Annotated in this window: 20 protein-coding genes; 8 read left to right on the top strand and 12 right to left on the bottom strand. The window is 70.2% G+C overall.

What is annotated here, in order from left to right:
* Nucleotides 1-32 precede the first annotated feature (32 nt).
* Nucleotides 33-1,688, bottom strand: a complete 1,656-nt coding sequence (locus AC1UKG_RS10595) for a CocE/NonD family hydrolase (RefSeq protein WP_482642694.1) — start codon at nt 1,686-1,688, stop codon at nt 33-35.
* A 4-nt stretch (nt 1,689-1,692) separates the two neighbouring features.
* Entirely contained in the window at nt 1,693-2,205 is a 513-nt protein-coding gene (locus AC1UKG_RS10590; RefSeq protein WP_018742743.1) for a MarR family winged helix-turn-helix transcriptional regulator, read from the bottom strand.
* 157 nt (nt 2,206-2,362) lie between these two features.
* Between AC1UKG_RS10590 and AC1UKG_RS10585 the strand changes: the two genes are divergently transcribed.
* Nucleotides 2,363-4,489 carry an MMPL family transporter gene (locus tag AC1UKG_RS10585; protein WP_482642693.1) on the top strand — a complete coding sequence of 709 codons (2,127 nt, stop codon included), beginning with the start codon at nt 2,363-2,365 and terminating at the stop codon, nt 4,487-4,489.
* A 45-nt stretch (nt 4,490-4,534) separates the two neighbouring features.
* Here AC1UKG_RS10585 and AC1UKG_RS10580 read toward each other — a convergent pair whose 3' ends face one another.
* Nucleotides 4,535-5,023 carry a lytic transglycosylase domain-containing protein gene (locus AC1UKG_RS10580; protein WP_026271216.1) on the bottom strand — a complete coding sequence of 163 codons (489 nt, stop codon included), beginning with the start codon at nt 5,021-5,023 and terminating at the stop codon, nt 4,535-4,537.
* Here AC1UKG_RS10580 and AC1UKG_RS10575 point away from each other — a divergent pair.
* Entirely contained in the window at nt 4,962-5,411 is a 450-nt protein-coding gene (locus AC1UKG_RS10575) for a hypothetical protein (protein WP_482642692.1), read from the top strand. The two genes, AC1UKG_RS10580 and AC1UKG_RS10575, sit on opposite strands and share 62 nt — an antisense overlap.
* Nucleotides 5,412-5,438: 27 nt before the next feature.
* On the opposite strand, the gene AC1UKG_RS10570 is transcribed toward AC1UKG_RS10575, so the two are convergent.
* Entirely contained in the window at nt 5,439-6,854 is a 1,416-nt protein-coding gene (locus tag AC1UKG_RS10570; RefSeq protein ID WP_475891283.1) for a VTT domain-containing protein, read from the bottom strand.
* Nucleotides 6,855-7,008: 154 nt separating this feature from the next.
* On the opposite strand from AC1UKG_RS10570, the gene typA reads away from it, so the two are divergent.
* A complete protein-coding gene (gene typA, locus AC1UKG_RS10565) occupies nt 7,009-8,877 on the top strand; it encodes a translational GTPase TypA (RefSeq protein WP_018813665.1) in 1,869 nt (622 codons plus the stop codon).
* Between the two features lie 69 nt (nt 8,878-8,946).
* Complete coding sequence (locus tag AC1UKG_RS10560) at nt 8,947-9,795, top strand: serine hydrolase (protein ID WP_018813666.1); 849 nt, start codon at nt 8,947-8,949, stop codon at nt 9,793-9,795.
* Between the two features lie 91 nt (nt 9,796-9,886).
* Here AC1UKG_RS10560 and AC1UKG_RS10555 read toward each other — a convergent pair whose 3' ends face one another.
* A complete protein-coding gene (locus tag AC1UKG_RS10555; RefSeq protein WP_018813667.1) occupies nt 9,887-10,684 on the bottom strand; it encodes a tyrosine-protein phosphatase in 798 nt (265 codons plus the stop codon).
* Nucleotides 10,685-10,927: 243 nt separating this feature from the next.
* On the bottom strand, nt 10,928-11,926 hold the full coding sequence (locus AC1UKG_RS10550; protein WP_026325144.1) for a TerC family protein: 999 nt from the start codon (nt 11,924-11,926) through the stop codon (nt 10,928-10,930).
* A gap of 498 nt (nt 11,927-12,424) precedes the next feature.
* On the opposite strand from AC1UKG_RS10550, the gene AC1UKG_RS10545 reads away from it, so the two are divergent.
* Nucleotides 12,425-12,724: an antibiotic biosynthesis monooxygenase family protein gene (locus AC1UKG_RS10545; RefSeq protein ID WP_018742752.1), complete on the top strand. Its 300-nt coding sequence runs from the start codon at nt 12,425-12,427 to the stop codon at nt 12,722-12,724.
* Nucleotides 12,725-12,957: 233 nt separating this feature from the next.
* Here the strand turns inward: AC1UKG_RS10545 and uvrB are convergent, their stop codons facing one another.
* On the bottom strand, nt 12,958-15,060 hold the full coding sequence (uvrB, locus tag AC1UKG_RS10540) for an excinuclease ABC subunit UvrB (RefSeq protein WP_018742753.1): 2,103 nt from the start codon (nt 15,058-15,060) through the stop codon (nt 12,958-12,960).
* Nucleotides 15,061-15,414: 354 nt separating this feature from the next.
* Between uvrB and AC1UKG_RS10535 the strand changes: the two genes are divergently transcribed.
* Nucleotides 15,415-16,887 carry a hypothetical protein gene (locus AC1UKG_RS10535; RefSeq protein ID WP_482642691.1) on the top strand — a complete coding sequence of 491 codons (1,473 nt, stop codon included), beginning with the start codon at nt 15,415-15,417 and terminating at the stop codon, nt 16,885-16,887.
* Between the two features lie 33 nt (nt 16,888-16,920).
* Here AC1UKG_RS10535 and coaE read toward each other — a convergent pair whose 3' ends face one another.
* From coaE to AC1UKG_RS10520, 3 genes are all read right to left on the bottom strand, one after another.
* Nucleotides 16,921-17,904: a dephospho-CoA kinase gene (gene coaE, locus AC1UKG_RS10530; protein WP_196230265.1), complete on the bottom strand. Its 984-nt coding sequence runs from the start codon at nt 17,902-17,904 to the stop codon at nt 16,921-16,923.
* Nucleotides 17,905-18,068: 164 nt separating this feature from the next.
* Complete coding sequence (rpsA, locus tag AC1UKG_RS10525) at nt 18,069-19,649, bottom strand: 30S ribosomal protein S1 (protein ID WP_018742755.1); 1,581 nt, start codon at nt 19,647-19,649, stop codon at nt 18,069-18,071.
* A gap of 314 nt (nt 19,650-19,963) precedes the next feature.
* Nucleotides 19,964-20,773 (bottom strand): class I SAM-dependent methyltransferase, encoded by an 810-nt coding sequence (locus AC1UKG_RS10520; protein ID WP_018742756.1) that lies wholly within the window; start codon nt 20,771-20,773, stop codon nt 19,964-19,966.
* 180 nt (nt 20,774-20,953) lie between these two features.
* Here AC1UKG_RS10520 and AC1UKG_RS10515 point away from each other — a divergent pair, with 180 nt between their 5' ends.
* A complete protein-coding gene (locus AC1UKG_RS10515) occupies nt 20,954-21,532 on the top strand; it encodes a dihydrofolate reductase family protein (RefSeq protein WP_018742757.1) in 579 nt (192 codons plus the stop codon).
* On the opposite strand, the gene AC1UKG_RS10510 is transcribed toward AC1UKG_RS10515, so the two are convergent.
* Nucleotides 21,529-22,224, bottom strand: a complete 696-nt coding sequence (locus AC1UKG_RS10510; RefSeq protein WP_026271219.1) for a helix-turn-helix domain-containing protein — start codon at nt 22,222-22,224, stop codon at nt 21,529-21,531. The genes AC1UKG_RS10515 and AC1UKG_RS10510 overlap by 4 nt on opposite strands.
* A 148-nt stretch (nt 22,225-22,372) precedes the next feature.
* Between AC1UKG_RS10510 and AC1UKG_RS10505 the strand changes: the two genes are divergently transcribed.
* Nucleotides 22,373-22,804 carry a DUF3140 domain-containing protein gene (locus AC1UKG_RS10505; protein ID WP_482642690.1) on the top strand — a complete coding sequence of 144 codons (432 nt, stop codon included), beginning with the start codon at nt 22,373-22,375 and terminating at the stop codon, nt 22,802-22,804.
* Nucleotides 22,805-22,849: 45 nt separating this feature from the next.
* On the opposite strand, the gene polA is transcribed toward AC1UKG_RS10505, so the two are convergent.
* Nucleotides 22,850-25,549 carry a DNA polymerase I gene (polA, locus tag AC1UKG_RS10500; RefSeq protein ID WP_018742759.1) on the bottom strand — a complete coding sequence of 900 codons (2,700 nt, stop codon included), beginning with the start codon at nt 25,547-25,549 and terminating at the stop codon, nt 22,850-22,852.
* Between the last annotated feature and the right edge of the window lie 117 nt (nt 25,550-25,666).

Genomic DNA, 25,666 nt, shown 5'->3' with positions numbered 1-25,666 from the left:
AGGCCAGAAACTGGTCGGCCGCCCACCGCTGCCTACCACTCGCTCGGCACGTCCCGCGCAATGGGCAGGACCACCGCCGACGGGTGCTGCGGATCGTGCAAGATCTCCCGCCATCCGGCCTGCAGCGCAACCGCGGTACCGAGCGGCTCCCCGGTGCCGGGGTTGCGGGCGTACCGGGGATGGGCCCCGCCGCAGATCTGCACCCGCAGTCGGTGACCGGCGGCGAACCGGTGGGCCACCGGCCACAACGGCACCGCGACGCGGACCGTGCCCGTCGGGTCGGCCACGAAGGCGGTCGGGCTGAGCCGGACCAGCCCATCGCAGATGTTCCAGGAGCGACCCCGACCGTCCACGTCGCAGAGTCGCACGAAGACGTCGAGGTGAGGCAGCTCACTTCGGACGAAAATCTCCGCCTCGACCGGTCCGATGACCTCCATCGCCACCGGCAGTGCCGCGCTGGTCCAGGTCAGCACGTCCGGGCGAGCCTCGACGCGCCGGTTGTCGACCGGGCCGGCCTGCTGGGCCACCAGCAGCGGGCCCCCCACCGAGGGGGTGGGGTCGGCCGGGTCGTACCAGAAACCGTCCGGGGCTGACGCCGGCGACGGCGCGGCGCGCAACACGCCCTCCGGGTGCAGGTACCAGGCAGTCGGCGTAGCTGGGGGCGGCCAGTCCGGCAACTCCCGCCAACCGCCGCCGGAGCCGCCGACGTGCAGGCGAACCGGGGCCCGAGCGCATCCCGGATAACCACCCAGGTGTTCGTCGAGCCAGTCCAGTCCGTCACGGAGCGCGGCGACGAAGAGCCCCGGACTGCCGTGCGTCCACGGCCCGACGATGAGCCGGGGCGCGGCACCGGCGTCTCGCAGGGCCGCGAAGTCACGCAGCTGGGCGGGGAGAAAGATGTCGTGCCAGCCACCGATCATGGATACCGGGGCGCGCACCTCGGCGATCCGGTCGCCGAAGACCCGGGCCCGCCAGTAGGCCGCGTCGGGGGTGTGGTGGCGCAGCCACTCCTGGAAGAAGGGCACGGTCACCCCGGTGGCCACCCGGTCCGCCTCGGCCAACGGCAGGTGCGACAGGCCGGCGGCGAGCCGGGGCTGGCCACGCCGCAGTTCCCACTGTCGGGCGAGCCACCCGACGGTCTGCGCCTGGAGCAGCTCAACCCAGGTGAGCACGGTGTCCAGCGCGAAGGACTCACCCGGATACGTCGAGTCGCGGGTGCCGGAGGCCGTCACCACCGCGACCATCGCCCGGAGGTCCGCCTCGGCCTCGGCGGCGATCGCCCACTGGACGAAGCCCTGGTAGCTGACCCCGAACATGCCGAACTCGCCGTTCCACCAGGGCTGTCGCCGTAGCCAGTCGAGGGTGTCGAGGCCGTCCTCGCGCTCGTGGACCAGCGGGTCGAACCGGCTGTCCGAGCCACCGGTGCCCCGGCAGGACTGGATCACCACGTGGTAGCCCCGCTCGCCGATGAGCCGGCCGAGCAGCCGGATCGGCCCGCCCCGCCCGTACGGGGTGCGGATCAGCACCGTGGGCGCGGGCGAGCGGTCCGGAGCGTAGTGGTCGGTGCGCAGCGACACGCCGTCGCGAACCCGGACCGGGAGATCCCGGGTCAGGGTGACCTGGCGGGTACGCGGCGGCGGCAGGCGCAACACGGCCGTGGCCGCCCGGGTCGCCAGCGCCGCGAACACGGCCTCAGCCGTTCGCCCGGCGTGGGTCGGGGCGGGCGGCCCGGACCGCGTCGCGGTGTTCGCGGAGCGTGGCCCGGACGGCCGTGACGAAGCGGTGGACGGTCTCCAACTCGTCGTCGGTGAAGCCGAGCATCACCGCGTCGGTCCGGCGGCCGAGCGGTCGGAAGAACTCCCTCGCCACCTCGGCACCGCGGTCGGCGTAGTGCACCAGGACCTTGCGCCGGTCGGTGGAGGTGCGGTCGCGGCGGACGTGGCCGGCGCGTTCCAGCCGGTCGAGGAGGGCGGTGACCGACCCGGAGGAGAGGTCGAGTTGTTCGCCGAGGCGACCTGGGGTGATCGGGTCACCGTGTAGTTCGGCGTCCATGACGGCGATCAGGGCCTGCAGGTCGGTGGCGCCCAGGCCGTGCAGGTTGGCGAAGGCGTGGCCGACGTGTTGGGCGTCCACCGCATACCGCCGGAGCTCGTTGGTGATCTCCGCGATGAGTTGCTCGCGTCGGGTGTCGCGTCGCCGGTACATGCTCTGACCTGCCACGTCCCGATTTTCTCCTCGCCCTGGTGATGTAGTTGCAGCATAGCGGAGAGACCGATAATCTTGGCTATCAAGATACTCGTCAGACACGAATTCCCGGCGTGAGTAACCGAGCCGCCCAGCCCGTCGAGCACACGAGGAAAAGATGTTCGTCTTCACCCACGTCGCCCGGGACAGGTGGGCCGCGTGGCTCACCGTGCTCGCCGCGATCGTCCTCGGCGCCGCCGTCTTCGGGCTGCCGAAGCCCGAGAACCCCGCTCCCGTATCCGCCACCGGTCTCTCCGACCAATGGCAGTCCACCCAGGTCGAACGGCTCCAGGAGCAGCTGCCCGCCAGCGAGGTCCAGCCGGCGCTCATCGTCGTCAGCCGCACCGACGGCGGCGCACTCACCGCCGCCGACCAGGAGACCCTCACCGGGCAGACCAACGAACTTCGCCGGTTCGCGATCAATGGGCAGGTGTCGCCACCGCAGGTGGCCCCGGACGGCTCGGTCGCCCTGATCGCCGTGCCGCTCTCCGGCACCGAGGGGCAGGAGCGAACCGTCGAGACCATCGACGAGCTGCGGGCCGTGCTGGCCGACGCTCCGGGCGACCTCACCATCGAGGTCACCGGGGCGCCGGCCTTCACGACCGACCTGACCCGGGTCTTCGACGGCGCGGACACCACCCTGCTGGCGGTAACCGCCGCTGTGGTGGCGCTCCTACTGCTGATCACCTACCGCAGCCCGATTCTCTGGATGGTGCCGCTGGCGGTCGTCGCCGCCACCGAGCAGCTCACCCTGCGCGCGATCGAGACGATCGTGCCGGCGGTCGGGATCAACCTGCAGTCGGGAGCCGTCACCGGCATCGCCAGCGTCCTCGTCTTCGGCGCCGCCACCAACTACGCGCTGCTGCTGATCGCCCGCTACCGGGAGGAGCTGCGCCGCGAGGCGGACCGCTTCACGGCGATGCGGACCGCCCTGCGCCGCACCGCCGAACCCATCCTGGCCAGCGGCTCCACCGTTGTCCTCGGCGTTCTCACCCTGCTGCTGTCCGAGCAGGAGAACAACCGGGCGCTCGCCGTGGCCTGCGCCACCGGCGTCGTGTTCGCCATGTTCTCTGCGCTCTTCGTCCTCCCGGCCGCCCTGGTGCTCTTCGGCCGTGGCCTGTTCTGGCCATTCGTCCCGCGCCTCGGCAGCGCGGTCACCGAGGGACGCTGGTGGGGCCGACTCGGCACCGTGGTCCTGCGCCGCCCGGCCTCCGTCGCGGTCCTGGCGACGCTGCTGCTGGCCGGTCTCGCCCTCGGCGGCCTGGGCATCCGCACGGGGCTGTCGGAGACCGAGCAGTTCCGGGTCGAACCGGAGGCGGTCGCCGGAGCGCAGACCCTGGCCACCGCCTTCCCCGCCGGGACCACCCAGCCGGTCGCGGTGCTCACCAACCCGACCACCGTTGCTGCGGTCACCGCGGCCGCCGCCACGGTGCCCGGTGTCGCCTCAGCCCAGCCGGGTAGCACCGGCGCCACCGTCGCCCAGGTCGACGTGGTGCTGACCGCCGAGCCCGGCACCGCCGCCTCCGACCGGGCGGTACGGGAGCTGCGCACGGCGGTCGCCGCAGTACCCGACTCCGCCCCACCCGCGGTTGCCGGCACCGGCCCCTTCGACGGAGCCCTCGTCGGCGGCGCCGTCGCCGCCGGCTACGACACCGCCGAGGCCAACACGCTGGACCTGCGACTAATCCTGCCAATCATCCTGCTGCTGGTCGCCGCCGTCCTGATGCTGCTGCTGCGCGGCCTGCTGGCCCCGGTGCTGCTGGTACTCACCGTGATCGCGTCGTTCTTCGCCAGCCTCGGCGCGGCGTGGCTGCTCTTCGACCACGTCCTGGGCTTCCCCGCACTCGACAGCGGCGTGCTCCTGCTCGCGTTCGTGTTCCTCGTCGCCCTCGGGGTGGACTACAACATCTTCCTCGTCACCCGGGCCCGGGAGGATGCCCGACACACCACGACCCGGGACGGGATGCTCTCGGCTCTCCGGGTTACCGGCGGCGTCATCACCAGCGCGGGGGTGCTACTCGCCGCGGTCTTCGCCGTCCTCGGTGTACTCCCGCTGATCCTGCTCACCCAGATCGGAGTCATCGTCTGCATCGGTGTCCTGCTCGACACCCTGCTCGTCCGGACGGTGTTGGTCCCCGCCCTCGTGTTCCTGCTCGGCGACCGGTTCTGGTGGCCTGGTCGCCCGCCGGCTGTGGCCCACGGGCAGATCCCGGCCACGCCGGCGCCGGTCCCCGCCCACGACTGACGTCCCTCGTTCGGGCGCCACCGCGTGGGCGTGGCGCCCGAACCGTCAGTAGGCGAGACAGACGCACTCGGTCATCAGCGCGCGAACGTTGCCCACATACTGCGGATTCGGGATGGTGATCGGGCCCTCCCCGCTCGCCACCGCGGCGTGGCCGTAGTTGTAACTGGCGATCACCGCGTTGAGCAGGCACGAGTTCAGCTCGGCCGAGCAGAGCGCGGCGTCCAGCCGGTAGTCGCCGTCGAAGTACAGGTCGCCGATGTACTTGGTCAGCCAGGCCAGGTAATTCACGCCGAGATAGGCGTTGTCGCGGTAGTCCCAGACGTCGTAGCTCTGCCCGAACCGTTGGTTCATCCAGTCGGCGGTGTCCGGCATCACCTGCATCAAACCGATGCCACCGTCACAGGCGACAATCGTGGACTGCCAGCCGCTCTCCTGCCACGCGGTCGCCTTTACCAGGGCCGACGGAATCCGAATGTCCGGTGCGGAGGTCGGCCAGTATGTCTTCGCCGCGGCGTTGGTCAGTGCCGACCTCATCTGCGTGCGGGAAGCTGGTGAGCCCTCGTGGCGGGGTGGGCAGCCGGTCGGCTTCGACCTCGGCGGCGGAGGTGGGGCCTGCGTCTCCGCTGCGGGTTTCGTCGCCTCCGGAGACGACGTGGTGGCAGTGGGCTTCGATGCGGGCCGCGCGCTGGGTGGACTGCTGGGTGCGGCGCTGAGGCTCGGCGCGTCACCCAGCTCCGTCCGCGCGAACGGGGTGGGCGTGGTCGCAGTCGGGGACGCCGCCGTGGTGCTGGTCGCCCCGGTCGCTTCGGCCGCCCTCGGGGCGTCTTCCCCCGCGCATCCCACGGTTAGCAGCACAACGGCGAACGCGCTCATGCCGATCCGAAGCACCTTCATGTCTCCCCCTCCGACCGACGCAAGGTAGCAGTTGTCGATCCCTTCCGCCGTCCCGTCACCCGCCGGAGACCCCCTGCGGCGGGCGCGACTCGGATGCCGCCGCGCCCGGCGGGTTGACGGCGTCCGGGGCCACACCGACCGCCCGGTCTCGGGTCACCCACGCCACCACGAACACGGCCGTCCACGCCACCCCCAACAACACCCCGGAAAGCGCGCTGCTGGCGGTGCTCAGGCCGAGGTAGAGCCGCGCGCCACCAACCCCCACCACCCCGGCGGCAGCGCCGGTCCAGGCGGCGACCGCGACCGGCCAACGGGCACCCCGGGACAGCAGCCACGCGAGAGTGCACAGGCTCGCGGCGATCACGGCGGTCTGGGTCGGAAACAAGACCGGCGGGCCGGACCGGTCGGGTTGCACCACGTCGGCGGCGACCGCCAGCACCACCAACGGCATGCAGGCGCCGACGGTGCCCACCACGCTGAGCAGGTCCGCCCGCCAGGGTCGCTGCCGCCAGGCCACCCCCGCCGCCACCACCGACACAAAGAGGATCACCACCGGGCCGCGCAGCGCCGAGACCGCCGCCAGCGCCACCTCCACCGCCTCCGGCGTACGACGGGCGGCGAACCAGTCCGCGACGGCGCCATCCACCACCGACAGCCCGCTCCGCCGGACCACCGCGCCGAGCCCCCAGGCCACAGCGAGCCCGGCCAGGAACAGCAGCAGTAGGCCGGCGACCAGGTTCAGCAGCAACGTCCACCCCGGACCGAGGGAGCGGGCCAGCAAACCGAAGAGCACCCCGTGGCGACGGGTCAGCCCGCGCACCGGGGGCAGGCCACCGGCCCGGGACCACAGCGCTCGTACCGGGTCCGGGTTTCGCCCCAGCCAGCGCCCGGCCAGCAGCACCGCCAGCACCGCCCCGAGCAGCACCAGGACCGCGCCCGTGGCCCGGCCAAGCAGGTGCGAGACCGTCTCGTACGACTCGCCGGCCAGGTTTCCGACGATCACCGAGCCGCCCACCCAGGTCACCACCCCACCCAGGTTCCAGGGCGCGAACCGTCGATAGGGCATCTGCCCCGCCCCGGCCAGCCGGGGCACCAGGGTCCGGGCGAAGGCCACCCAGCGGGCGGTGAAGACCCCCCGGCCCCCCAGTTTTCCGAGCATCGCGTCCGCGCGGTGCCACCGGTGTGGCCCGACCCGGGCACCGAACCGGCTGGCCCGCAGCCGGGGTCCGTACCGGCGACCGGCCCGGAACGCCACCGCGTCTCCCAGCACACCCGCGGCGATCATCACCAGCAACGCCGGCCCCAGCGGCAGGGCCCCGGTGTAGGTGAGAAATCCGACCAGCAGCAAGGTAGCTTCCCCGGGCATCAACAACCCGAAGATCAACGCCGTCTCCGCAGCCACGATCAACGCCGCGACCAGCAGGATCAGCCCCGGCGGCAGCTCCTGCAGCCGGCTCAACAGCTCATCCACCGATGCCCCCGGTCACGAGGGCCAGCTTGCCAGCGGCCGATCGCCACCAACAGGCGTTTCGGTAGAGATCCGGGATACCCCTGGGGCGACCCCGGAAAGACCCCAGAATGACCCCGACGCCGCGCCGGATCCGCGCAGGCGGAAGGATGGAGGCATGCAGCTTCGCACCGACCTCCGCAACGTCGCCATCATCGCCCACGTCGACCACGGCAAGACCACCCTGGTTGACGCCATGTTGCGGCAGGCTGGCGCCTACGGCGCCCGGGGTGAGGTGACCGAACGGGTGATGGACTCGATGGATCTCGAACGCGAGAAGGGCATCACCATTCTCGCGAAGAACACCGGCGTGCGATACCTGCCGGCCGACGGCTCCGACCCGGTGACCATCAACATCATCGACACCCCGGGGCACGCCGACTTCGGCGGTGAGGTGGAGCGCGGCCTCACCATGGTGGACGGGGTCGTGCTGTTGGTGGACGCCAGTGAGGGCCCGCTGCCGCAGACCCGGTTCGTGCTCCGCAAGGCCCTCCGGGCGCGGATGCCGATCATCCTGGTCATCAACAAGGTGGACCGACCCGACGCTCGGATCAAGGAGGTCGTGGACGACACCTACGAACTCTTCCTCGACCTGGACGCCGACGACGCACAGATCGACTTCCCCATCGTGTACGCCTGCGCCCGCGATGGAATCGCCTCCCTCACCCAGCCCGCCGACGGGGCTGTTCCGCAGGACAGCCAGAACCTCGAGCCGTTGTTCCGCACCCTGCTCGACACCATCCCGCCGCCCACGTACGACGAGCAGGCCCCGCTCCAGGCACACGTCACCAACCTGGACGCCTCGCCGTTCCTCGGCCGGCTCGCCCTGTGCCGGGTCCGGCAGGGCACGATCACCAAGGGCCAGACCGTCGCCTGGTGCCGCACCGACGGCAGCAGCCAGCGGGTGCGCATCTCCGAGATGCTGATGACCGAGGGCCTGGAGAGCAAGCCGGCCGAATCCGCCGGGCCGGGCGACATCATCGCGGTCGCCGGCATTCCGGAGATCATGATCGGGGAGACGCTCGCTGACGCTGAGGACCCACGGCCGCTGCCACTGATCACGGTCGACGAACCGGCCATCTCCATGACCATCGGCACCAACACCTCCCCATTGGTGGGCCGGGCCAAGGGCGCCAAGGTCACGGCACGGATGGTCAAGGACCGGCTGGACCGGGAACTGATCGGCAACGTCTCCCTGCGGGTCCTGCCGACCGAGCGGCCCGACGCCTGGGAGGTACAGGGCCGCGGCGAGCTGGCCCTGGCCATCCTGGTCGAGCAGATGCGCCGCGAATCCTACGAGTTGACCGTCGGCAAGCCGCAGGTCGTCACCAAGGAAATTGACGGGAAGACCTGTGAGCCGGTGGAGCGGTTGACCATCGACGCGCCCGAGGAGTACCTGGGCGCGATCACCCAGCTGCTGGCCACCCGCAAGGGCCGGATGGAGCAGTTGGTCAACCACGGCACCGGCTGGATCCGAATGGAGTGGCTGGTCCCGGCACGGGGTCTGATCGGATTCCGCACCCAGTTCCTCACCGAGACCCGGGGCACCGGCATCCTGCACCACGTCTTCGAGTCCTACGAGCCCTGGTTCGGCGAGCTCCGGACCCGCAACAACGGCTCGCTGGTCGCGGACCGGACCGGCACCGCCACCTCGTTCGCGATGATGAACCTGCAGGAACGCGGCACCCTCTTCGTCGAGCCGAGCACCGAGGTGTACGAGGGCATGATCGTCGGGGAGAACTCCCGCTCCGACGACATGGATGTCAACATCACCAAGGAGAAGAAGCTCACCAACATGCGCTCGTCGACCGCCGACGAGACGGAGAAGCTGATTCCGCCCCGCAAGCTCTCGCTGGAGCAGGCCCTGGAGTTCTGCCGTGAGGACGAGTGCGTTGAGGTGACGCCGGCCGCGGTGCGGATCCGCAAGGTACTGCTCGACCAGACGCAGCGGGCCCGGGCAGCGGCCCGCCGTAAGCACTCCAGCTGAGGCCACGCCGGGGCGCCGACACCGCGAGACGCGCGGAGGGCGCCCCGGCCTACCAGCTACCCTCGGTGGGTGATCTTCGTCGGTCTGGACGCGCACCTCGACCGGATTCCCGGTACCGTCTCGGCCTACCTGGCTCGCCTCGACGCCGCCCCCACCTGGACCCGGCATCCGGACACCACCCACTACGCGGCCAGCACGATGAAAGTGGCCGTGTTGGTGGCGCTCTACCGCGCCCTGGAGGCCGAGCGTCTCGCCCCGGACACCGCGGTACCGGTCCGCAACGAGTTCGACTCGGCCCAGCCCGGCGCCGCGCGGTTCGCCTGCACCCGCCCCGCCCACAACGGCGACGACGTCTGGGACCGGCTCGGCGGTACCGCCTCACTGCGTTGGCTGGCCGAACGCATGATCGTCCGATCCAGCAACCTCGCCACCAACCTGCTCCTGGACCAGGTCGGCCTACCGGCCGTCGCCGACGTCTGGGCCCGGGCCGGAGCCCGGCGCAGCAGCACCGGCCGCGGCATTGAGGATTTCGCCGCCCGTGCGGCCGGTATCACCAATCTGGTCACCGCCGCCGACCTCGCCGCCCTCCTGCGCGACCTGGCGCTCGGCGCCACCCGCCCCGGCCCGCTGGCCACGCCGGAGAGCTGTGCCGCCATGCTCGACCTCCTCGTCGCTCAGGAACACCGCGTGGATCTCGCCGCCGGCCTGCCCGCCGGCACCCGGATCGCCCACAAGAACGGCTGGGTACGTGGGGTGCGGCACAGCGGTGGGGTCGTCTACCCCGACGACGCGCCCCCGTACGTCCTCGCCGTCTGCCACACCGACGAGCACTCCGACCGCAGCGCGGACACGGATGCCTGCCAGCTCCTCGCCGACGTCTCCGCCCACGCCTTCGCCCATCGCCACCAGCTCGGCTGAGGCGGGCGCCACCGTTTCAGCGGGCAACCCGCTGGGCTGGGCCGGGCGCCGCCGTTTCAGCGGGCAACCCCGCTCGCCCCGCCGGTGTGGGTCACTCCAGCAGCCGTGCCCGCAACGCCGCAACCAGTTCGTCGTCCACCCCAAGACCGTCACGCAGGTACGACCCGAACGACCCGTAGACCCGCCGCGCCTCGTCATACCCGGCGTCCAGATATTCGTCGCGAACCTCCAGCACCGGCCGCACCGCGGTGACGTCCAACTCCGGGCTCCGCCGAAGCATCCCGGCGAGGAGCACTTCCCGCAGGCTCTCGGTGAGCGCATTGTTGGCCAGGTAGTCCGCCCGAATGGTGGCCTCGTCCACCCCGAGGGCGTGCAGCAGCACCGCCGTCAACCAGCCGGTGCGGTCCTTACCGGCCGAGCAGTGGTAGAGCAGGGGTAGGTTCGCCGCCTCCGCCGCCAACCGCACCGCCGCGCCGTAGCCGGCCCGGGCCGACTCCCCGGTCACGAACCAGCGGTAGATGGATCGCATCGCCGCCGGAGTGCCCTCCTGCGCCAGCTCCGCATACGCGCTGAGGTCGTGACCGAGCAGCACCGCCGACACGTAGGTGAAGACCGGATGCGCCACGTCGTACACCGGCAGGTGGATCACCCGAGGTTCCCCCGGCAGCCGGTCCGGCGGGGCCACCACCGCCTCCGTGGCATCCCGCAGGTCCACCACACAGGCCGGCATCAGCTTCGCCAGTACCGGTAGGTCCTCGTCAGTCAGCCGCCCCAGCGCCGGGGTGCGCAGCAGCACCCCGGCGCGCACCCGACGGCCCCCCGCAGCGGCCAGACCGCCAAGGTCACGTGCGTTCGGCGCGCCCACCAGCGCCAGCTCCCGGGCGGTCATACCGGTGTTCCACTCCGCCGGCGGGCCCCACTCGCCCGCACACCCGCCGCTAAAGTCCGCTCGTCCACGCAGTCCCCAATCGCCCGCCGGTCCTCTCCAGGGTGCCCGATAACGATCACGGTGGTACACCCCGGCACGGCGGTACATTCCGACCCGGTGGTACACCCCCGGGGCGGCACCGGGCCGTTGCGCCGCGGAGCTGGACGCCCCGGTGCTGGACCGGGTCCCGAGGTCGGTCGGTTCTCAGTCGCGGACCTGGACCAGGTTCCGACGTCGGTCCCGGGACGACTTCACCAGGCTGGCCACCGTCGCCAGCGTCAAGGTACCCAGGATGACCGTCAACGAGAGCCAGATCGGGATGTGCGGGGCCCACCCGACGTGCTCGCCTCCGTTGACGAACGGCAGGCTGTTGGCGGCCAGGGCTTCCAGCACCAGCTTGACGCCGATGAAGCCGAGCACCACCGCGAGGCCGTAACTCAGATAGATCAGCCGGTCCAGCAGGCCGCCGAGCAGGAAGTAGAGCTGCCGCAGACCCATCAGGGCGAACACGTTCGCGGTGAACACCAGGTACGCCTCCGTGGTGATACCGAAGATCGCCGGGATCGAGTCGAGCGCGAAGATCAGATCCGTCGTGCCGATCGCGATCATCACGACCAGCATCGGGGTGAACACCCTTCGCCCCTGCTCGTAGGTGGTGAGCTTCGCTTCGTCGTAGTCCCGCGAGATCGGCAGCGCCCGGCGGCTCCACCGGATCAGGAGGTTCTCGCTGAAATCATCCTCATCCGAATCACCCTGCCGAGCGAGGTTGATCGCCGTGTAGATGAGGAAGGCACCGAAGATATAGAAGACCCACGAGAACTGGGAGATCAACGCCGCGCCGGCGGCGATGAAGCCACCGCGCATCAACAACGCGAGCACGATGCCGATGAGCAGGACCTTCTGCTGGTAGATCCGGGGCACACCGAACCGGGCCATGATGATCACGAAGACGAAGAGGTTGTCCACCGAGAGGCTGTACTCGGTGAGCCAACCGGTGTAGAACTCCCCCGCCGCCTTCGCCCCGGAGAGGAGCCAGATTCCCACACCGAAGATCAGGGCGAGGGCGATGTAGAAGCCGACCCAGAGACTCGACTCACGAATGCTGGGTTCGTGTGGGCGACGCCCAATGATCAACAGATCGATGATGAGAATCGCGGTCAGTGCGACGAGCGTCCCCGCCCACACCAGTCCGGACACGTCCAAGGCTCAACCTCCGGCAGACACGCAACAATCGGCACACCGTGTACCCCGACAGGGGGCGGGTGTGCCGATGACGCCGACTATGGTGACTGTCGGAGGTCTCTTCCGCCACCCGCCCCTTCCGGGGCGATGACCGACGGGCCGGGTCAGGTCACCGGGTTCGGCAATCGACCGTGCTGACGACTCCGTCGCGGGGGAGTACTCCCCTCCGCCGTTCATTGTCGCCCACCTCGCGTAGCCACCGCACGTTGGGCGGCCACAGTCCCCCTCATGCCCGCCAACTACCTGGTCACGGTGGTGAGCTGGCCATGCGGACGGGTGTCCGTGCGGGGCTGGTGTCCGCGCGGGCGTGCGGGGCTGGTGTCCGCGCGGGCGGCTGTCGAGCTGCCCCACCAAGAGGACCGAGCAGCCCGGGCTGATGGTCGGCGCCCGGGTTGCCCCTCGGCGGAACTTGGGTACCCGGACGGTGGGCCGGCTCAGGCACCGTGCGAAGCTGCTCACATGGTGCTCGAAGTCGCATTGATCGACGTACTGCCAGGACACGAAGACGCCTTCGCTGCCGCGTACGCGAAGGGACACCCACTGGTCGCCGACACGCCTGGCTGCCGCTCGGTACGGATGACTCGCGGAGTCGAGTCCCCGTCCCGGTTCGTTTTACTGATCGAGTGGGACTCGGTCGAGGCGCACGACCAGAACTTTCGCGCCACCGACCGGTTTGTCCGGTGGCGAGAGCTGATCGGCCCGCACTTCGCCAAGCCGCCGCAGGTCGAACACTTCACCGACGTACCGGGCGGACGATGACTGCCCCGACGACCGGTACCTCAACCGCCGGGCCGGGCGGCAGGTGGACCACGCAGTGAGCTGGGTGCGGCCAAGAATGTCGCACCCAGTGCTTACGGTAGCCGCACACGCGGCGGCCGCTGGCCCCGATGCGCTCGGGGGTGTCGGGTCCGGTTGGTCACGCCGCGCCCACCCAAGTGCACTCCGCTCACCCGGGTGAACCGCGGCGTGACGCCCGCCGCTGCGGACAGGGATCACGGCACCCCCGCGGCGTCCATCCCGCGCAGTTCCTTCTTCAACTCCGAGATCTCGTCACGAATACGCGCGGCCAACTCGAACTGCAACTCCCGTGCGGCGGCGAGCATCTGACCATTCAGCTCCTGAATCAGCTCAGCCAGCTCGGCACGGGCCATTCCCTCTCGGGCCGGCCCGGCGCTGGCTCGGCCGCGGCTACGGGTCTCCTTCACCGGCGCCTTGCCGCGAGAGAGCTGCCGAGCCGCTCCACCGACCCGGGTGTCAGTCTCCTCCGCCTCCCGGTAGATGTCGTCGAGAATGTCGTGAATCTTCTTGCGCAGCGGCTCCGGGCTGATGCCGTGCGCCTCGTTGTGCGCGATCTGTTTGGCCCGACGCCGGTTGGTCTCCCCGACCGCCTCCGCCATCGACGGAGTGACCTTATCGGCGTACATGTGCACCTGGCCGGAGACGTTACGCGCCGCCCGCCCGATCGTCTGGATCAACGACCGGCCGCTGCGCAGGAAGCCCTCCTTGTCCGCGTCAAGGATGGCGACCAGCGACACCTCCGGCAGGTCGAGCCCTTCCCGGAGCAGGTTGATGCCGACCAACACGTCGTAGTCACCCTTACGGAGTTCCCGCAGCAGCTCGACGCGGCGCAGCGTGTCCACCTCGGAGTGCAGGTAGCGCACCCGAATCCCGTTTTCCAACAGATAGTCCGACAGGTCCTCGGCCATCTTCTTCGTCAACGTGGTGACCAGCACTCGCTCGTCGCGCTCGGTACGCAACTTGATCTCGTGCATGAGGTCATCGATCTGACCCTTGGTCGGCTTGATCACCACCTCCGGGTCAACCAAGCCGGTCGGTCGAATGACCTGCTCCACATACTCGCCCTGCGCGTGCTCCAACTCCCAGGAGCCGGGGGTGGCCGAGAGGAAGACCATCTGGCCGACCCGCTCCAGGAACTCGTCAAAACGCAGCGGCCGGTTGTCGGCGGCGCTGGGCAGTCGGAAGCCGTGGTCGATCAGCATCCGCTTGCGGGACGCGTCGCCCTCGTACATCCCGCCGATCTGGGGGATCGTCACATGCGACTCATCAACCACGGTGAGGAAGTCGTCCGGGAAGTAGTCAAGCAGGCAGTGCGGCGGGCTGCCGGGCAGTCGGCCGTCGATGTGCATCGAGTAGTTCTCGATGCCGGAGCAGAAACCGACCTGCCGCATCATCTCGATGTCGTACGTCGTCCGCATCCGCAGCCGCTGCGCCTCCAGCAGGCTGCCCCGCTGTTCCAACTCGGCCAGCCGCTCGCCCAGCTCAGCCTCGATGTCACGGATCGCCCGCTCCATTCGCGCCGGCCCGGCTGCATAGTGCGTGGCGGGGAAGATCAGTAGGTGGTCGACCTCCCGGACCACATCGCCGGTGAGCGGGTTGAGGTAATAGAGCCGTTCCACCTCGTCGCCGAACAGCTCGATCCGGACCGCCAGCTCCTCGTAGGCGGGGATGATCTCCAAGGTGTCCCCCCGCACCCGGAATGTGCCCCGCTGGAAGGCCATGTCGTTACGGGTGTACTGAATGTCGACCAGCCGGCGCAGCAACTGGTCGCGGTCCAGTTCCTGACCGGTCACCACCCGGACGGCCCGGTCCAGGTACTCCTCCGGGGTACCCAGGCCGTAGATCGCCGAGACGGTGGCGACCACCACCACATCCCGGCGGGTGAGCAGCGACATCGTGGCCGAGTGGCGCAGTCGCTCCACCTCCTCGTTGATCGAGGAGTCCTTCTCGATGTAGGTGTCGGTCTGCGGAATGTACGCCTCGGGCTGGTAGTAGTCGTAGTAGGAGACGAAATACTCCACCGCGTTGTTCGGCAGCAGCTCGCTGAACTCCTTGGCCAGCTGGGCGCAGAGTGTCTTGTTCGGCGCCAACACGAGCGTCGGGCGCTGCAACCGCTCGATCAACCACGCGGTGGTGGCGCTCTTGCCGGTGCCGGTCGCGCCGAGCAGCACCGTGTGCCGGTCACCACGCCGGACCCGCTTCTCCAGATCGTCGATCGCGGCCGGCTGATCACCGGCCGGCTGGAAGTCACTGACGACCTGGAAGCGGCCGTCAAGCCGGGGAATGTCGAGCGCCATGGCCCCACCGTACGCGCGGTGGCTGACACTCCGGGACGACTACCAACCCTCGGTGATCAGCTTCGATATTTTCGTTGTCGGCCCCCACCGGGCGAGCTACGCTTCTCGGGTAGGCCGCTCGCGGCGGCCGACCGGGCCGGCAACGGGCCTAGGACGGCCCCCAACCCCCGGCACGTGGTCGCAGCACCCGCTTCCGGCGTGCGCACCCGACGTGGTCGCGCTGACCGCGCTGACCGGCCGCCGCGAGCGCACATACGGGTCGGGAGTCGGCGGTGTCGTCGTGACGCGTCCCGGCCGGCCACCGTGAGCGCACACACGCGTCACCAGGGACCGGTCGACGCCGTTCAACATCCCGTGGAGTCCTCCGCCCGCACCCGCCGTACCCCGCGTCCCCGCCGTACCCCCCGGCATCGGCCCCCACCCCGTACCCAGCCCACCTCGACCGCGTCCGACGACACCCAGACCGGCCAGTTCCCCCGGGTCACCGGCCGCCGTCAGACCATCCTCCGTACGCTCGCCGCGATTGCCCTGCTCGCCGCCACCGCACTGGTCCTCGGGCTGAGTTGGGTACCCGACTCAGCCGAGCCATCCCGCCGACCAACCGTTGACGAGCGAACCCGACTCGCCGCGGTACGGGTCACCAACTACCGCGATCTGCGAGCCGGGGTACACCTGACGGCGGGGACCGGAGCGGCCCGGACCGACCTGGTCGGCTGGGTCGACTGGTCCCGACCGCTGCTCTACCTGGATCTCGGTGGTCCGGGCGTGGGCGCCCAGCGGGGTCTGCTCCAGGCGACGCCCGCAGTGCTGCTGCTGCGCCCGGACCCCACCACCTCGGCGCCCCCGTCACCGGCGCCCCCGTCACCGGCGCCCCCGTCACCGGCGCCCCCGCCACTGGTGCCCCCCGTCGACGGGTGGCGGCTGGCGGCCCCGCCGGCGGCCGACCGCCTCCGGCCGCTGCTCGACCTGCTCTTCGCGCTCGCCGCCGACCGGGCCGACCCGCCGGCCAGGGAGGCGGCACGCTGGATCGCCAGCGCCGACGGGGCAGACATCCTCGCCGCCGGGCTGCCGCCGGCCCAACCCGGCGCGCCAACCCCGCCCGCCACCGAGGTCCACTGGTGGGTGGATCGGGAGGCGCGGCTGCACCGACTGGAGGCCCGGCTCCCCGACCTCGGCCCGGTCACCGTACGACTGAACCGCGCCGACCGACCGTCGCTACGTCCGGTCGAGGCCCTCGGTGGGCAGGCCGGCACCCCTCGGCCACTCAACGCTGCCGAACGCCACCGCCTGGCGGCACTCCCCACCCAACTCCGTACCGCGGGCGAGGCGCCCGCCACGCTCACCGCCCTGCTCGGCTCAGCAGCCGCCCTTCAGGGGACGGGATGGATCAACTGGAGCCGACGCAGCGCGTACCTCGCGGTGGATGACCTTGACGACCCGCATCGGCGAACCCTGCTCCGCCACGAACGTGGGCGCACCACCCAAACCACGCTGCCGGCAACCGTCAACACCGGCGTGGATCCCACGCAGCCACCGCTGCCCGTCCCCACCACCGGCTGGGAACCCGCGCCCGACGCCGGGCTCGCGGCCCTGCTTGACGGTGCGCTGCGCGCGGCGGCCCCCGCCGAAGAGGGCACGGCGCGACGGATTCGGAGTGATCGGTTGGCTGGCACTGAACTCGACGTGGTCGAGGTGGTGACGGCCGCCGGCGAACCGACTCGCTACTGGCTCGACCACTCCGGGCTCCCCCACCGGCTCCAACTCCGGACGGCGACCGGGACCTGGGCGCAGGTGGACCTCACCTTCGAGGACGGTGCCGCCAGCTGACCCCTCGACGCACACCCGGCCGGGCGATACCCGTCACGACCGTCCGCCGGAGCAGCCCGCCTCTCGGACGTAGAGGCGCACCGGGCGAGCCGGGTCGGCACTACCGTGCACCCGTTCCGGCCAGCGCGGCGCGTCCCGCCCCGTCTCGGGCCGGCGGGGAAACCCCGCCTCCGCGAGCTGTTCGACCAGCACTCCGTCCGCGGCACCGAGACACTGCACGGTGAGCTGGATGTCGATCACGTCCACCGAGTCCCGTTCTGGCACCGCTGTCGAGCCGATGTGGTCGATCCGTAGGTCGGCTGGGGTGACCGCGCGGTGGATCCGGGCGGCCAGCCGAGCGTACTGCTCGGGCCAGGTCGGGTCGGCCTCAACGCGCTCGGGTCGGGGCGGCGGCTGGGCCACCTGCCGGTCGCGGAGATTGACCGCGTAGGGCAGCAGTCGGTCAGCCCAGAGCGCGTCGACCGCGCGGTGCAGTTCGTCGCGGGTTCCGTCGTTGGTCAGCACCACGTCCGCTGCCGCGCGGCGGTGAACGTCGTCGGCCTGCGCGGCGATCCGCCGCCGCGCCTCGGCCGGCGCCATCCCCCGGTCGCGGGTCAACCGCTCCAACCGGATCGACAGGGCCGTCTGCACCACCACCACCAGGTGGTACGTGGGCCCGAGCCCCGACTCGACCAGCAGTGGTACGTCGTTGACAACGACCGCGTCAGGTGGCGCCGCGGCTACCAGCTCGGCCGTCCGGGTCCGGACCCGCGGGTGAATGATCGCCTCCAGTGCACGGCGGCCCGCCTCATCGGTGAAGACCAGGGAGCCGAGTGCCGCCCGGTCGAGCGCCCCGTCCGAATCGAGCACCCGATCACCGAAGGTGGCGACGATCTCCGCAAGCCCATCGGTGCCCGGCGCCACCACCTCGCGGGAGAGTTGGTCGGCGTCCACGATCACCGCACCCAGCCCCGCCAGTCGGGCCGCTACGGCGCTCTTGCCCGAGCCGATCCCACCGGTCAGTCCCACCATCAACACCGGACCAGTCAACCGGATCACTCGCCGGCACGCCACACCGGTCCCGGCTCACCACCGTTGGCAGAAACGGCGGAACCCCGCCCTCGGCGATCTGTCGATCACCGGGACGGGGCCCGTCGTCAGTACCGGCTCCGGTTCGCCGCAGGCGGCCCGGAGCCTTCGGATCACTTGCCGCCGGCGAGCTTCTCCCGCAGGGCGGCGAGCGCCTCGTCGGTGGCGAGGGTGCCAGCCGGCTCCTCCACCTGCCGGCTCGGAGCCGCGGTCGTCGTGGTGGTCGGACCAGCGGCCGGCGGGTTGGCCGCAGCCTCGGCGTCGGCCGCGCGGGATGCCTGCACCTGCTTCTGGTGGGCCTCCCAACGCTGACGCGCCTCGGCGTACTGCTGCTCCCAGGTCTCGCGCTGCTTCTCGTAGCCCTCGAGCCACTCGCCCGTCTCGGGGTCGAAGCCCTCGGGGTAGATGTAGTTGCCCTCGGCGTCGTAGGTCGCCGCCATGCCGTAGAGGGTCGGGTCGAAGTGCTCCTCGCCCTCGACGAAGCCCTCGTTGGCCTGCTTGAGCGACAGCGAGATCCGGCGCCGCTCCAGGTCGATGTCGATGACCTTGACCATGACCTCGGAGCCGACCTGGACGACCTGCTCCGGGATCTCCACGTGGCGCTCGGCCAGCTCGGAGATGTGAACCAGGCCCTCGATGCCGTCGTCCACCCGGACGAACGCGCCGAACGGCACCAGCTTGGTGACCTTACCGGGCACGATCTGCTGGATCGCGTGGGTGCGGGCGAACTGACGCCACGGGTCCTCCTGGGTCGCCTTCAGCGACAGCGAGACCCGCTCGCGGTCCAGGTCGACGTCGAGGACCTCGACCTCGACCTCCTGGCCCACCTCGACCACCTCGGACGGGTGATCGATGTGCTTCCAGGACAGCTCGGAGACGTGCACCAGGCCGTCCACGCCGCCCAGGTCGACGAAGGCGCCGAAGTTGACGATCGAGGAGACAACGCCCTTCCGGACCTGCCCCTTCTGCAGCTTGTTGAGGAACTCGGTGCGCACCTCGGACTGTGTCTGCTCGAGCCAGGCCCGGCGGGACAGAACCACGTTGTTGCGGTTCTTGTCCAGCTCGATGATCTTGGCCTCGAGCTCACGGCCGACGTACGGCTGGAGGTCCCGCACCCGACGCATCTCGACCAGGGAGGCCGGCAGGAAGCCACGCAGCCCGATGTCGAGGATCAGGCCACCCTTGACCACCTCGATGACCGAGCCACGGACCACGCCGTCCTCGTCCTTGATCTTCTCGATGGTGCCCCAGGCGCGCTCGTACTGCGCCCGCTTCTTCGAGAGGATCAGCCGCCCCTCCTTGTCCTCCTTCTGGAGAACAAGGGCCTCAATGTGGTCACCGACCGAGACAACCTCGGCGGGGTCCACGTCGTGCTTGATCGACAGCTCCCGAGAGGGGATGACGCCCTCGGTCTTGTAGCCGATGTCGAGCAGGACCTCGTCCCGATCGACCTTGACGACGGTGCCTTCGACAATGTCGCCGTCATTGAAGTACTTGATGGTCTCGTCGATCGCGGCGAGGAATGCCTCTTCGCTGCCGAGATCGTCGACGGTGACCTTGGTGGCGCTCGAGGGGGCCTCGATGCTGCTCGTCATGTGGGCGGTTGCTCCGGTCGGATGGTTGTCATCACGGATGTGAGCCGCGGTGACCTGTTCGCGCAAACGGACCCGCCGCCGGACACACCGAACGATCACTGCGCGGGATCATGATGTGGCTCCGTCGACCGCGCACCTGCTCCCTACCGAGGCACACAATCCGCGAGCGCGTCGTCTAGCCTACCCTCTGCATTACCACAGCGTGCAAGGCCTCCCACCCGCTCACCATCGCGCCACCTGCAAAAGCGGATTATCGTCGAATAACGCGCCCGGCCTGTAACCCTAGTCACACCGCCCCCACCGGCACCAGACCAACGGGCGCGCACTGCGGCACGGAGACCGCGCCCCCGCCAGCCGCCAGCCGCCAGCCGCCAGCCGCCAGCCGCCAAGACCACGGTGCCGCCGCCGGGTCATCAGGTGTCGGGCCGCCCGGCGACGAAGATGGCGGTGCCCGGGATCAGCCGGCCCCGCAACGGGCTCCACTGGCCCCAGGTTTCCTCATGCCCCGGCGGCCATTCCGGTTCCACCAGGTCGCGAAGGACGAAGCCGGCAGCACTCAGTTCCCGGATCCGATCGCCGACGGTGCGGTGTGCCTCGATGTAGGTCGGCACTCCCGCCGAATCCTCCTCCACGTAAGGGCGGCGGTCGAAGTAGGAGTGCACCGCGACCAAGCCGCCCTCGCCAGCATCATCCAAAAAGACCCAGCGCAACGGATGGGTAACCGCGAAAACCCAGGCTCCGCCGGGTCGCAGCACCCGAAACACCTCGCGCATCAGCGTCGCTGAGTCCGCGACAAACGGAACCGCACCGAACGCGGAATGTACGGTGTCGAAGACGCCCGCCCCGAACGGCAGCGCCAGGGCATCAGCCTGCACGAGTGGCACCGGCACGCCCGAGCGCTCGGCGGCCAGCCGAGCCTGCCGCAACATGCCGGCGGACAGGTCGAGAGCCGTGACCTTTGCCCCCTGCCCGTCCAGCCAGCGGGAGCCCGCGGCCGCACCACACCCCAACTCCAGGAGCCGGGACCCGGCAACCGCACCGAGCAGCCGCGCCTCCGCCTCCCGCAGCCCCTCGGGACACCACACGAGATCAACATCCCCGAGGAAGGCGCCGTGCTCCGCCTGATAGCTGTCTGCGTCGCGGTCCCACCACCGTCGGCTCGCCGCCCGCCCCTCAGCCGGTGACACCACCCGGCGGGTGACCGCCGGTTCGGACTGCTGCATCCTGCCAACGGTACGGATCGCGGTAGCCCGGGTCCGCAGCGGCCGTCGTTTTCGTCCAAGACTCCGCCGGTGGCGGTTGCCTAGCATGGGTGGCGCGCGCCACCACGGCGCGTCGGCCCGGCGCTACGGCCGTTCGATCGACCGGGTGACGCTCGTCGCCTACTCCTGGGAGCACGAGACATGCGTGAGCTGGTCTACACCGGGTTCATCTCGCTCGACGGCGTCGTGGACTCCCCCGGCGGCGGGCCGGGTGAGGAACACCGCAGCGGCGGCTGGGTCATCAAGGACATCGAATTCCTACCCGAGGTCTTCTCACTCAAGGGCGAGGAGCTCAAGGAGACCTCGGCGCTGATGTTCGGCCGCCGAAGCTACGAGGCGTTCGCGCCGATCTGGCGCGACTCGGACGACCACGCCGACTACCGGGAACTGCCCAAGTATGTCGTCTCGACCACGCTGCCCGACAACGCCCTCGTCCCGGGGTGGGGACCAACGACGGTCCTGCGGTCGGCCGACGAGGTTGTCAAGCTCAAGCAGAGCGACGGCGGCGCGATATTCATCCACGGCAGCGCAGAGCTCGCCCGACGACTCTCCGACGCCGGGTTGATCGACCGGTACCACCTGCTCTGCTTCCCGCTCCTACTCGGCGCCGGGAAGCGTCTGTTCAGCACGGCGGACAGGGCCAAGCAGGTACTGCACCTCCGGGACACCGAGGCCTACCCGAACGGTGTCGTCAAGCTGCTCTACGACGTCGTCCGCTAACCCAGATCCAGGGCGATCGGGCCACCAGCGGCGGTGCGGAGTTGCCGCGCCGTACGGCCCACGTACCGGCGCAGCGCACGGGCCAGGTGCGGCTCGTCAACGTACTCGAGCCGGGAGACGACATCGGCTACCGGAGCGGCGGCGGCCAGGAGCGCCGCCGCCTCGCGTACCCGTTCGACCTGCCGTACGGCGCCCTGGGTGAGCCCGGTCGCCGCTCGGAATCGACGTTCGACGGTCCGCGGCGAGACCGCTGGCCGGTGACCTCGGCGCACTGCGGTGACGATCGGGTCACGGACTACGGCTTCCGCACGGACCAGGCGATCCACCAGGGCCTCGGCGTCATCCGCGCCGGGAGTTTCCCAGCGGACGCCCGCCAGCCGGAAGGTTCGGCGGGTGGTGTCGGGAAGCGCGATACCGCCGTCCACGAGAGCCGGCGTCGAGAGGGCCCGCAGCGACGTACCGACGGCGAAGTCGATCCCGACGAAGCTCGCGTCCTCCGGGACCAGTGCTGCGCTGGTCTTCGTCTCGGGTCCGGTGATGGCCGCGTAGGCAGTGCCCTGCCGCTCCCAGAACACCAGGCCCCAACAGACCGTCGCTACCGAGGTCATCTCCGCGACGCCCGTACTCGTGCCGGTCCATACAGCGTTGATCCAGGGCGAATCGGACGCACGGGTCTGGAGTCGTAGGGCCACCGGACAAGGATAGGGGCCGCTCACCGTTCCGCCGCCGACTCGCCCCGGATCTGAACGAGGCGAACGGGCGCACCGCCGTCGGGGCCGTTTCCGCAGGTCCGGCTCGGGTATTCCGGACCGGACCGGACCGGACGGGAGGTGCTACGCCGTGAGCCGTCGGAACGACCCGCAGCAGACATACCGAGAGTTCACCGCAGCAGTGAATATGCGCCCCGGTGAACTGTCGGCCTGGTTGGAGACCGAGAAGTCCAAGCATGTGGGCTGGCGGAGGCGGGGTGACCAGGGCGGCGAGACAGTCGGCCACCGCTCCGGGCGACGAATCCTCGACCTGCTCCGGCGTCGACGGGACGATCTCTCCGAGGACGACTACCGGCACATGCGGAAAGTTGTCGGCTACGTCCGCCGGCACATGGCGCAACGGCCCAGCGGCGATGTTCGGGACACCCGATGGCGGTACTCCCTGATGAACTGGGGGCACGACCCGGTCAAAGGCCCGCTGCCGCCACCGGGGGGCCCGTCCCGCAAGGCGCTACGACGGCACGGGGCCCCGCCCAGAGAACGCCGGGGCCCCGGCCGGTAGCGGGCATGAAGTCCCGCTGCTTCAGGTCCTCGGCGAGCGGGCCGATCAGTGGTCGGCGCTGTTCCAGTCCCGTCCGTCGCCGACCGACACCTCCAGCGGCACGGACAGTGGGTACGCCCCGCCCATCTCCCGCCGGACCAGCGTCTCCAGCACCTCCCGCTCCCCGGGGGCCACCTCGAAGACCAGTTCGTCGTGCACTTGGAGCAGCATCCGGGAACGCAGGCCGGCGTCGCGCAACGCCGCGTCCACGTGCATCATCGCCACCTTGATGACGTCGGCGGCAGAGCCCTGGATGGGAGCGTTGAGCGCCATCCGCTCGGCCATCTCCCGCCGCTGCCGGTTGTCGCTGACCAGGTCGGGCAGGTAGCGGCGACGGCCGAGGACGCTCTCGGTGTAGCCGTCGCGCCGGGCCCGGGCCACCACCTCCTGCAGGTAGTCGCGCACCCCACCGAAACCGGCGAAGTAGGTTTCCATCAGCCCGCGCGCCTCCTCGGCGGTAACGCCGAGCTGCTGGGAGAGGCCGAACGCGCTCAGCCCGTAGGCCAGGCCGTAGTTCATCGCCTTGATCTTGCGCCGCTGGTCGGGGGTGACCGCCTCCACCGGCACCTGGAAGACCGACGAGGCGGTAGCCGCATGGAAGTCGCGGCCCGAGTTGAAGGCGTCGATCAGGGCCTCGTCCGCCGACAGGTGGGCCATGATCCGCATCTCGATCTGGCTGTAGTCGGCGGTGAGCAGGCTTTCATACCCGGCGCCGACCACGAATGCCCGGCGGATCCGTCGCCCCTCCTCGGTGCGGATCGGAATGTTCTGCAGATTCGGCTCGGTGGAGGAGAGCCGGCCGGTGGCCGCCACCGTCTGGTTGAAGGTGGTATGGATTCGACCGTCGTCGGAGACCGACTTGAGTAGCCCGTCAACCGTGCTCTTCAGCTTCGCCACGTCCCGGTGCCGCAGCAGGTGCCCGAGCACCGGGTGCGGGTTCTGCCCGTGTAGCCACTGCAGGGCGTCCGCATCGGTGGTGTAACCGGTCTTGATCCGCTTGGTCTTGGGGAGTCCCAGCTCGCCGAAGAGGATCTCCTGCAACTGCTTCGGGGAGCCCAGGTTGAACTCCCGCCCGACCGCCTCGTAGGCACCCTGCGCGGCGGCCTTCACCTCCGCGGCGAAGTGCGCCTCCAACTCGGACAGGTACTGCGTGTCGGCGGCGATGCCGGTGCGCTCCATGCCGGCGAGAACCCGCATCAGCGGCAGCTCCACCTCAGCCATCAGCCGGGCCGACTGCTCACCGTCACGCGACAACTCCGCGTCGATCGCCTCGGCGAGGTCGAGAGTAGCCCGAGCGCGCAGCATCAGGTTCTGCTCGGCCGCACCGTCATCACCCAGGCCGTCGAGGGTGAGCTGCCCGGTTTCTGGCAGGTCGACCCGCAGTTCCCGGTGCAGATAGCGCAGGGCCAGATCAGTCAGGTCGTAGGAGCGCTGGTCGGGCCGGGCCAGGTAGGCGGCGATCTGCGTGTCTCTGGTGATACCCCGGATCGACCACCCGCGGGCGGCGAACGCGAGCACTGCCGGCTTGCTGTCGTGCAGCACCTTTGGTCGACTCACGTCAGCCAGCCACTCCGCCAGGGCCGCCTCGTCGGCGACGTCGAGTCGGCCGGGGTCGAACCAGGCCCCGGCCCCGGCGGCGGTCGCCAGCGCCAGGCCGGTCACGTCGGCGAGGTGCCGCCGGTTGGGCCCGGTGTCGAGCGTGACCGCGAGGCCGACCGGCGTGTTCGGTGCCGTGTGCGCCCCCAGCCACGCGGCGAGCGCTCCCGGCGCGACGAGGAGCTCGCCCGCCAGGTCGAAGCCCGCCTCGGCTTCCGGCTCAACGGCGTCCAGGTACTGGTAGAGCCGATCTCGAAGGATGCGGAACTCCAGCGTGTCGAAGACCTGGTGCACCGCCTCCCGGTCCCAGCCAGCCCAGCGTGTCTCCGCCAGTGGCAGAGGCAGCGCCAGGTCGGTGACCAGGCCGTTGAGCTCGTGATTGCGGATCACGTCGGCGAGTCGCTCCCGCAGATTCGCCCCGGCCTTACCCTTGATCTCGTCGGCGCGGGCGACGACACCCTCGACCCCGCCGTAAGCGGTGATCCATTTGGCGGCGGTCTTCGGGCCGACGCCGGGGACGCCGGGCAGGTTGTCGCTGGTCTCGCCGACCAACGCAGCGAGGTCTCGATAGTGCTGTGGAGGCACCCCGTATTTCGCCGTCACCGCAGCCGGGTCCATCCGGGCCAGGTCGGAGACGCCCTTGCGGGGATAGAGCACCGTGACGTCGTCATCAACGAGTTGGAAAGCGTCCCGGTCTCCGGTCGTGATCAGGACCGACATCCCCTGTTCGCGGGCCTGCCGGGTGAGCGTGGCGATCACGTCGTCCGCCTCATAGCCCGCCATCTCCACCGCCGGGACCCGCAACGCCGCCAGAATCTCCTTGACCAGGCTGACCTGGCCCTTGAAGTCGCTCGGGGTCTCGCTGCGGCCAGCTTTGTACGCGGCATACCTCTCGGTGCGGAAGGAGTGCCGGGAAACATCGAAGGCCACGGCGATGTGGGTCGGCTGCTCATCCCGAAGAACATTGATCAACATGGAGGTGAAGCCGTAGACCGCGTTAGTCGGTTGCCCCGTCGTGGTGGAGAAGTTCTCGACCGGCAGGGCGAAGAACGCCCGGTAGGCCAGGGAGTGTCCGTCAACGAGGAGCAGGCGCGGCTTCGTGGCTGTCACGGTGGCGACTCTAGTCCGTGCCGCCGACAGGGCCGGGCGGCGGCACCGGGACGCCGGCGCGGAAAATCACTCGCCCGGCCGTCGTCCTCGTGGAAGTGACCCGGATCCGCCCCGGCC

The organism is Salinispora sp. CH2A1_6 (genome assembly GCF_056820975.1).
Note: the sequence above shows the minus strand (reverse complement) of the source record. Positions and strands in the feature narration are given on the sequence as shown.